The sequence below is a fragment of the Gordonia sp. CNJ-863 genome, from assembly GCF_001942325.1.
Lineage (GTDB): Bacteria > Actinomycetota > Actinomycetes > Mycobacteriales > Mycobacteriaceae > Gordonia > Gordonia alkanivorans.
On the sequence record NZ_MKKG01000048.1, the window covers coordinates 1 to 8,935 of the forward strand.

At 66.4% G+C, this 8,935-nt stretch carries 8 protein-coding genes; 5 read left to right on the top strand and 3 right to left on the bottom strand.

Features of this window, described 5'->3' with window-relative positions; all coding sequences use genetic code 11:
• Positions 1-205 (top strand): hypothetical protein (locus BJF87_RS26175; RefSeq protein ID WP_222844786.1); only part of this gene is annotated, 205 nt, incomplete at its 5' end.
• 384 nt (positions 206-589) lie between these two features.
• Here the strand turns inward: BJF87_RS26175 and BJF87_RS20010 are convergent.
• Both BJF87_RS20010 and BJF87_RS20015 read right to left on the bottom strand, forming a co-directional pair.
• The gene (locus BJF87_RS20010) at positions 590-1,522 is read right to left on the bottom strand and encodes a M56 family metallopeptidase (RefSeq protein ID WP_075863791.1); all 933 of its coding nucleotides are present in this window, start codon (positions 1,520-1,522) and stop codon (positions 590-592) included.
• Positions 1,523-1,526: 4 nt separating this feature from the next.
• A complete protein-coding gene (locus BJF87_RS20015; protein ID WP_005199796.1) occupies positions 1,527-1,898 on the bottom strand; it encodes a BlaI/MecI/CopY family transcriptional regulator in 372 nt (123 codons plus the stop codon).
• A 162-nt stretch (positions 1,899-2,060) separates the two neighbouring features.
• Here BJF87_RS20015 and BJF87_RS20020 point away from each other — a divergent pair, with 162 nt between their 5' ends.
• Positions 2,061-4,310, top strand: coding sequence for a cation-translocating P-type ATPase (locus BJF87_RS20020; RefSeq protein ID WP_075863792.1), 2,250 nt, complete (start codon positions 2,061-2,063; stop codon positions 4,308-4,310).
• Here the strand turns inward: BJF87_RS20020 and BJF87_RS20025 are convergent.
• A complete protein-coding gene (locus BJF87_RS20025; RefSeq protein WP_258325157.1) occupies positions 4,248-6,293 on the bottom strand; it encodes a cytochrome c oxidase assembly protein in 2,046 nt (681 codons plus the stop codon). The genes BJF87_RS20020 and BJF87_RS20025 overlap by 63 nt on opposite strands.
• A gap of 369 nt (positions 6,294-6,662) precedes the next feature.
• On the opposite strand from BJF87_RS20025, the gene BJF87_RS20030 reads away from it, so the two are divergent.
• The 3 genes from BJF87_RS20030 to BJF87_RS20040 all read left to right on the top strand — a co-directional run.
• Entirely contained in the window at positions 6,663-6,869 is a 207-nt protein-coding gene (locus BJF87_RS20030; RefSeq protein ID WP_075863793.1) for a heavy-metal-associated domain-containing protein, read from the top strand.
• 90 nt (positions 6,870-6,959) lie between these two features.
• Positions 6,960-7,919, top strand: coding sequence for a hypothetical protein (locus BJF87_RS20035; protein ID WP_075863794.1), 960 nt, complete (start codon positions 6,960-6,962; stop codon positions 7,917-7,919).
• Positions 7,920-7,965: 46 nt separating this feature from the next.
• Positions 7,966-8,935, top strand: a 970-nt coding sequence (locus tag BJF87_RS20040; protein WP_139319562.1) for a cation-translocating P-type ATPase, incomplete at its 3' end; no start/stop codon positions are given.

Sequence of the window (8,935 nt, forward strand, 5' to 3'; positions counted from 1 at the left end):
TCGATGGTTCGCCATCCTCGCAGTCGGCTACACCGCGTTGATGACCTTTGCGTTGACCCTGCTCGCGGGTTCTGTCCTCGCTCAGGGCACTCCCCTGCTGCTGTGGCTGATCGCGGCGACCGCGGCAACGTGTGTGGCCCGCGGTGCGGCCGCGGTCGCGGCCCGCGCGATGCGGCCAGCACGAGGCCGTGCGGTGCGACCGTAGGCGAAGAAACTCACCACCATCCCCGGCGGCAGAGAAACCCGTCGCACCGCCGCGGCGGCGAGACCCGCAGCCACCAGGGCTTCCCAAGATCACCGGGCCTGACCGAGACCACCATCAGCTGGTGCACCAGGGGTAACGGTCCTCGGCCTAGGGCCCAGGTGGCGCTGCGCAGCACCGCGCCATGCACTATGTACCGATCACGCAGGGTGCCGCGATAACACGACCGGCTTGGGTGTATCTCTAGCGAAGGCACGCGCGGGGTGCGATCGACACGCTGAGACGAGCACCGGTCAACGGCCGCCGCTCGGTGGCGCAGACTGACGCGACGCTCGTGGGTGTCGAGCAGTAGCAGCGCCTGTCGAGCGAATATGGCGTGACGGGGACTTACGCGGTGAGTCCATGTACGAGAACTGACAACACCGGAAGTGCCGCAGCCGTACACAGCGCAGCACCCAAGAGGGGTAGCACGCTCGCCGCAGCGTAGGTCGACTTCGTTGGCTCGATCGCGCCGTTCTCGAGCATCAGCAATCGGTAGCGCGTCGAGCGTGGCATGGGGGTCTCGGGGCCTACGCCCTGACTGGTCACGTGCGCGAGTGCGCTGCGCACGGCAGCTGTGCTGGTGACCCGAGCAGCCGACATGTCGGCATCTGCTTCGATCAAGGTCGCGACTGCCGCCGGCGCCCGGCGAAACAGCGGCACAAAGGGCAGAGCTCGTGCCATCACATCGCAGACCGCCAGAACGCGGTCGTGCCGGGACCTCAGATGGGCGAACTCGTGCGCTAGTACTGCGGCCCGCGCCTCGGCAGGCACGTCTGTGCGCAGCGCACTTGTTGCCACGACGAAGCCACTGCGCCCGCCGACGCAGTACGCCATGGGGTGGGGGTGATCGATCCAGAGCACGTCGGGGGTGTCGGGTTCGGTACTGCCCACCACAGCAACGACGTCGCGATGAAGACGGTGCACGCGATGCACGTCGCGGGTGTGACGAGCGCACGACATCGCGGTGCGAGCTACCACGGCGATCAGGACCACGGCGACGGCAATGCCGTACACCTGGCTGAAATCGTCGCGCACCGCGTGCAGGACAGCTCCCGCGCACCGAGCCAGGGTGTCAACGAAGCGTTCGGCCGGCGGCGGGTCCGGCCACAACGCCGACAGCGCCGATAGAAACAACAATCCCACCGCCGTGGCGATACTGCTGACCCATGCGGTGATCAGTACCCGCGGTGACCATCGTTGGGGCAGTCGGTCGAGAACGTAGGGACCCAACACGCCCAGCACGGCCGCGCCCACCAGGTGGGCCAATGCGACGCTCACACTCTCAGCGCTTCCTCGGACGATCCGTCCGCGTCCGGGACAGGTGTTCGCTGAGGACCGCGCGCTCCTCGGGAGTGACCATCCGGGCGAAGTGCATCAGCACCGCCGTCGAATCGCCGCTGGCGTCGAGCACCTGCCGCAGTGTCTGCGACGTCGCCTCCTCCCGCGACTGCAACGGGAAGTACCGATAGGCGCGGCTGATCTTCTCGCGACCGGCGAAGCCCTTCTTGTGCAGATTGGTGACCACGGTCAACACCGTCGTGTACGCCAAGTCGCGGTCGGCCAGCGCATCGACGATGTCGTGCACACTCATCGCCGCCGAAGCGCCCCACAGCACGTCCATCACCGCGCGTTCCAACGAACCCAACTGAGTCACCGTCGCCTGCCTGATTGCCTCGTATTTGCTGCCAGTCTAGAACAAACTACCCTGCTTAGTAGCCGAAGCCTGGTTGCCTCAGCCCTGCTGCCACTGCCCCACCGGGGGCTCTCGCATCTCCTGCGGTGCCGCGCCCTCACCGCCTACTGAAAGCGCCCACCCGTGACCGACCTCGTTGACCACACGCACCCGACACGCCGCATCCAACTCGATGTGGGCGGAATGACCTGCGGTGCGTGCGCAGCTCGGGTGGAACGCAAACTCAACAAACTCGACGGCGTGCGCGCCTCGGTCAACTACGCCACTCGGCGAGCCACCGTGGAACTCGATACCCACGCACACGTCGCCGATGCTATCGACGCCGTGCACACAGCAGGGTATGCGGCTGCGGAACTGTCCGAGCAGGCCCCTGCCGTCAACGAAGACTTAGCGACTGCGAAGGCACTGTTCACTCGGCTGATCGTCGCGCTAGCCCTGTTCGTGCCCCTGGCCAACCTCTCCGTTCTGCTTGCTGTCGTCCCCGACCTTCGTTTCCCCGGCTGGCAAGCAGTGTTGGTGGCGCTTGCCGCGCCGGTCGTGACCTACTGCGCGTGGCCCTTCTACCGCACCGCGGTGCGCACGTTGCGGACCGGCGTGGCCACGATGGACACCCTCGTCTCGCTGGGAGTGCTGGCCGCGACCGCACTGTCGGTGTACTCGATGTTCTCGGCCGAGACGACGTCGACCGCAGGCCAGGGGGTGTGGTCGGCAATCTTCTCCAGTGACTCCATCTACCTCGAAGTTGCCGCCGGTGTCACCGTCTTCGTGCTGGCAGGACGCTACTACGAGGCGCGTGCCCGGACACAAGCTGTTCAAGCACTGACGGCGCTGGCCGCCCTGCGTGCCACCGACGCCCGAGTTGAGTGCGCAGGGGACACGACCATGCTCATACCCCTCGCGGAACTCAAAGTGGGGCAACGACTCATCGTGCTGCCGGGAGAGACCATTCCATCAGATGGGCAGGTGATCGAGGGCGCCGCCACTGTGGACCTCAGCGCCATGACCGGTGAGACGACGCCGGTTCAGGTGTCAGCCGAGCAAGGCTCCACCGCCGTCGGGGGCACGACGTGCCTCGACGGGCGACTACGCGTCGAAGTCACCGCAGTCGGTGAGGACACCCGCCTGGCCGAGATGATCGCGCTCGTCGACAGCGCGCAGACAGCCAAGGCTCGCGCTCAACGCGTCGCCGACCGTATCGCCGCGATCTTCGTTCCGTGTGTCATCGCCCTAGCCGCAGCCACTGTCGTGGGCTGGTCGCTCACCGGGGCGTCATGGGAGCACGCCGTGAGTGCCGCGGTGGCCGTGCTGGTCATCGCCTGTCCGTGCGCGCTGGGCCTGGCCATGCCCATGGCGCTGGTGATCGCTACCGGGCGAGGCGCCCAACTGGGCATCTTCCTCAAAGGACACGCCGCGTTGGAACTGTCCGGGACGATCGACGTGGTGGTCTTCGACAAGACCGGCACCCTCACCAACGGGCAGCCACACGTCACCGGCGTGTACACCGTCGACGACGACAGTGCCGAGCTGATCCTGGGCTGGGCGGCGACACTCGAGCAGCACACCAGCCACCCCATCGCCACCGCTATCGCTGCCGCAGCCGGTCCGCAGTCGCTTGCCGCACCGGTCGACGCGGTGGTCACCGACGTGGGTAGCGGCGTGCGAGGGGTGATCGACGGAGTGACGGTGCAGGTGGGTTCCCCGGCATGGATCGCCCGTAGCGCCGCGGTGCCCGCCGTGATCGACGCGCGGCGCGCTGACATCGAGCGCTCTGGGGGCACCGCGGTCTATGTCGCAGCCGATGATGCAGTCCGGGGCCTGATCGACATTCGCGATGGCATCAAACCCTCTGCCCGCCAGGCGGTCGATGAGTTGCACCGCATGGAAATTCGCACGTTCCTGGTCACCGGTGACAACGCCGGCGCAGCGCAGCGCACCGGGGAGCAGATCGGCATCGACGACGTGATCGCCGGGGTGCTCCCGGCCGAGAAGGTGGCCATCATCGACAATCTGCGCAGTAGTGGCGCCGGTGTGGCGATGGTCGGCGACGGCATCAACGACGGGCCCGCACTCGCGTCGGCTGATCTGGGCATTGCGATCGGACGCGGTACCGATGTTGCTATCGGCGCCGCCGACATCGTGTTAGTGCGCGATGACCTCACCACCGTCGCTCTGGCGCTGCAACTCGCCTCGGCCACGCGACGCACGATGCGCACCAATCTGGCATGGGCGTTCGGCTACAACCTCGCCGCGCTGCCGCTGGCTGCCGCTGGATTGCTCAATCCTCTGATCGCCGGGGCCGCAATGGCTTTGTCATCGTTTTTCGTCGTCTCCAACAGCCTGCGTTTGCAGAACTTCGCGCGTATAGACCGCTGAGGGCGACAGCGGCTGGGGTTGGGCCAACTGCGAGACCATCGCAGCGACGGTGTGGGAGGTGCCGGCATCGATGTCGGCGGACTCGGACCGATCGGGTCGGCGTTCGGCTCGCACCCACTGCGCCAACAGCACCAGGCAAACCAGCACCATCGGAATCTCGCTGATGACCGCAGCCACCACACCGCCCACCCATTGCGTGCGAGCCAGATCGGGATTCCACGGCAGCTGCAACTGGCTGTAGAAAGACTCGCCGATCACCGTGGTGGAGGTCATCAGCGCGATACCAAAGAAGGCGTGAAAAGGCATAACGGCGAACAGCAGACCAAGCCGCGCCAAAAACGGTAACTGTTTGGGTCCAGGATCGATCCCCACAGTCACCCAGAAGAACAGGTAGCCGGTGGCCAGGAACAGCACGCTCATCACGACGTGCCCCCAGTGGTAGCGGACGAGCACGTCGAACACCGGTGTGAAGTACACCAGATACGACGAGCCCACGAACAACGCGAACGCGGCAATCGGATTGAGCAGCAGCTGCAGGCCCCGCGAGCTGAGCACGATCAGCAGCGCCCGCCGGCACGCCGCGCCACCGGTGGTTCCGGTCGTCGGCAGCACCCTCAACAGCAAGGTGATCGGTGCACCACCCACCAGCAGGATGGGTGCGATCATGGTCAAACCCGTGTGTTCGGCCATGTGCACGCTGAACAACGCGTTGCCGTAGGCCTTGAGCCCAGAGCTGGTGGACACCACCACCACAGCGCACCCCGCGACCCACGACACCGTTCGCCGGATCGGCCACCGGTGTCCACTTGCCCGCTCCCGCCGGACGGCGACGAGATAGCCCACGACACCCACCACCGCCGCCACACCCACCACGAGATCAACACGCCACAGCGAGACCAGTGAACCGACATCGGGCGGGCCAGGAAGGGAATAACCCAGATAGACATCCCAGCCCGTGAATGGGTGGGCAATCAACCCGGGTGCGACCCTGGTGTCCATCACCGCCCAGCAGGCCACGGCCACCAGTGCGGTCGACGCGGCAAGGACAGAAGCGGTTGCCGGCGTCACCACGCCCCGGCGCAGGCGCACAAGGTCGGCCACCACCAGCACCGTCAGTACAGCCACCAACAGCCCCGCAGCGCGACCGAACGCCGACGACCACACATCGGGAGTCCGCAGCAGCAGCGTCACAGCCACCGCGCCCGCCAGTGCCATCACATCGGCGCCCAGGACAACGCCACCAACACGCCGGTCGGCCGCCTCGTCGATGGTCGCCGACCCCAGACCACGAACCCGGAACCGATCAGCCCACCGCAGCCCCACCGACAACGCCAAGCTCACTGCGAAGACAATGACCGCGCCGGTCGTGTAATCGTGGTCAGGACCCTGCGCGGCATTGCCGACCACGGGCAGCGCGAGCACACAAATCGCCGCGGGAACCACCAGCGCCGCCTGCATCGACCACCGCAGCGACACCGAACCGATCAGCACCACGACACCCGCAGCCACCACCACCAGCCACGCCAGCGCCGGCAAACTCACACTGAACGCGTAACCGACTTTGCCGCTCGAGACCATCGTGCCCACAGACACACCGGTGGTGTCTGCGGCCGCGGTGAAAGCCATGAAGAGCGCAACGACCACAGAGCACCCCGCGGCGCGACGGACGCGGCGAAACACTGGATAGACCGCAGCGTCGATGAAGCCTTGCGAGTCAGGGACGGCCGTGAGCACCATCGAGACCAGTCCCCCAAGCATCACCGCAGCCAACGCAAAGCCAGCGAAGTTGCCGACCACATCGGCGACAGCTGTGCCCGCCCCAGGATATGGATCTGCGCTTTCGACGTAGCGACTGGCGCCGGAGATCCAGGCGTAGATCACCAGCGCCACAATTAGCCCACCGACCAGCAGTGCAGCCATCAACCGGGGTACGGCTACGCCGCGCGGAGTTGACGGTGCGGTCGCCTCCGTCGACGGCTTCATATCACCCACCACCTACATGCTACTACTGCGCATAGTAATTACGGCGCACGGACTGTAGAACGGGTAGTCGTGGCTGATTCTCGGCTTGCTTGCCACCGCCTCGGTTCGCCGCGGGGCCGCGTCCGCGCGGGCCCTATCCAATCTTTCGCAGGATCGGTTCGGGCGCCCACTCCTCATCCCCGGTCTTTCCGCTCCCCCGGGTGCGCCGTGACGCTGGTCCGCCTTCGAGATCGGTGTCGGATCAGCGTCGAACGTTGATTACCCTAGGGGGGTATGGTACCAAGGTGGGAGTGGCTCAGTCGTCACTGCCGTGGGTGGGTCGGGGTATGGCCGCCCGGGGTATCGCCAGAAGGGAAGGGCAGCATCACTATGAGTACGTCTACCGTCACTGTCACCGGGATGACCTGCGGACATTGCGCCTCGTCGGTACGCGAACAGATCAGCACCCTCGACGGTGTCACCAATGTCGCCGTGGACGTGGCTAGCGGCCAGGTCACCATCGACAGCTCCGCTCCGCTGGAGCGTGACGCTATCCGCAGCGCAGTGCAAGAAGCCGGTTATCAACTCGCTGAGTGAGGTCGCGGGCCGGGCCGCCCCGGTGGTGGCCCGGCTCTCCTCGGCAGCGCAGCGTCGCTGGGCGATCTCCTGACAGACAGGATCATGACAATGAACGTGCCTTCTAGGCTGGGCCTTTTCGCTGGTGCGCTGGCGGTGGTCTTCGTGGCCGCCTACACTGTGGCAGCCGCGGTGGCCCCGGACCGGTCAGGCGCTGCTGGGTCGGACTCACCGGCGCACGCCGGACACCAGAGCGCACCGGCTTCGTCTGCCGCCGCGGCGCCGGGTGTGCGCGGGGTCACCGTCGGGTCGGGGGGTTATCTGCTGTCTGGACTCGCAGCGCCCGCGCAGGCCGGCCAGGCGGGCGTGTTGACGTTTTCGATCACCGACTCCGCCGGTTCGGCGGTCACCGACTACATGGTGGAACACGACAAACAACTGCACTTGATCGTGGTCCGGTCTGACGGCACCGCATTCCGCCACGTGCACCCCACGGTGGATGCTGCTGGGCGGTGGTCGATTCCGTGGCAGTGGCAGACGGCCGGCACCTACCGGGTGTATGCCGATTTCGTTCCGGCAGCGACCGGTGAAACCTTAACGCTGACACGCACTCTCGAGGTGGGTGGAGACTATCAACCCCGCCCTCCAGCCGGTGAGTCGCGGCGGTCGGAGGTGGCCGGGTTCCAGGTCGAGGTGACCGGTGAGCTGCGCGCTGGCGCCGACTCAGAGCTGACTGTGACCGTGAGTCGCAACGGTCAGCCGGTCACCACCTTGCAGCCGTATCTGGGTGCCTTCGGGCATCTGGTGGCGTTGCGCGATGGCGACCTGGCCTACCTGCACGTGCATCCCGAAGGCTCGGCACCCACGCCAGGGCAGTTGTCCGGGCCGCAGGTGAGGTTTGCGACGAACGCACCGACACCGGGCCGCTACCTGCTCTATCTCGACTTCCAGGTCGACGGTCAGGTGCACACCGCGACGTTCGTCGTCGACACCGCTGCAGAGCGTGGTCGAGCAAGCGCGACATCCTCGTCGTCTCCGGCGTCGGTCCCGCCTGAGCACGCCGGGCACTGACCGCCCGTCATCCACCCGCCGGCTCAACCCACGTCTTGGAGTCCTCATGACCACCACTTCCCCGTCCCGCTCGACCGGGTCTGACATCGAACTCGCCGTCAGCGGAATGACGTGCGCGTCGTGCGCGATGCGTATCGAGCGCAAACTCAACAAGCTCGACGGTGTCGTTGCCACAGTCAATTACGCCACCGAGAAGGCGCGTATCACCACCTCGGGTGATCTGGATCCGCAGCTGCTGATTACCGAGATCGAGAACGCCGGTTATCAGGCCACGCTTCCGCCGTCGGCGCAGACCGGTGACGATGCGAGCGCGGCGGCGACCGGTGAGGCCGCCGGGGACCTCGAGCTGCAGGCATTACGCACTCGTCTGATCGGCGCGGTGGTGTTGTCGGTACCGGTCATCGCGATGGCGATGATCCCGGCGCTGCAGTTCACCTATTGGCAGTGGGCCTCGTTGACCCTGGCCGCCCCGGTCATCGTGTGGGCGGCGTGGCCGTTTCACCGCGCGGCCTGGGTGAACCTGCGTCACGGCACCGCCACCATGGACACCCTGATCTCGGTGGGTACCGGTGCGGCGTTGCTGTGGTCGTTGTACGCCCTGTTCTTCGGTACCGCCGGCACACCCGGGATGACCCATGGCTTCAGTTTCACCGTGGCGCCCTCCGACGGAGCGGGCAACATCTACCTCGAGGTGGCCGCCGGGGTCACCATGTTCGTACTCGCGGGCCGCTACTTCGAGAAACGCTCCAAACGGCAGGCCGGTGCAGCGCTGCGGGCGCTGCTGGAACTCGGCGCCAAAGACGTCGCTGTCATCAAAGACGGCCACGAACAACGGATCCCGATCAACAAGTTGTCGGTCGGCGAGGAGTTCATCGTGCGGCCGGGAGAGAAGATCGCCACCGACGGTGAGATCGTGTCGGGCACCTCGGCGATCGACGCCAGCATGCTCACCGGCGAATCGCTGCCGGTCGAAGTCGGTCCGGGCGATACCGTCACCGGGGCAACGGTCAACGCCG

What these genes read in the sequence shown, in the direction of transcription:
- BJF87_RS20025 (WP_258325157.1), bottom strand. Translation starts at nt 6,293, where the DNA reads ATGAAGCCGTCGACGGAGGCGACCGCACCGTCAACTCCGCGCGGCGTA.
- BJF87_RS20030 (WP_075863793.1), top strand. Translation starts at nt 6,663, where the DNA reads ATGAGTACGTCTACCGTCACTGTCACCGGGATGACCTGCGGACATTGC.
- BJF87_RS20035 (WP_075863794.1), top strand. Translation starts at nt 6,960, where the DNA reads ATGAACGTGCCTTCTAGGCTGGGCCTTTTCGCTGGTGCGCTGGCGGTG.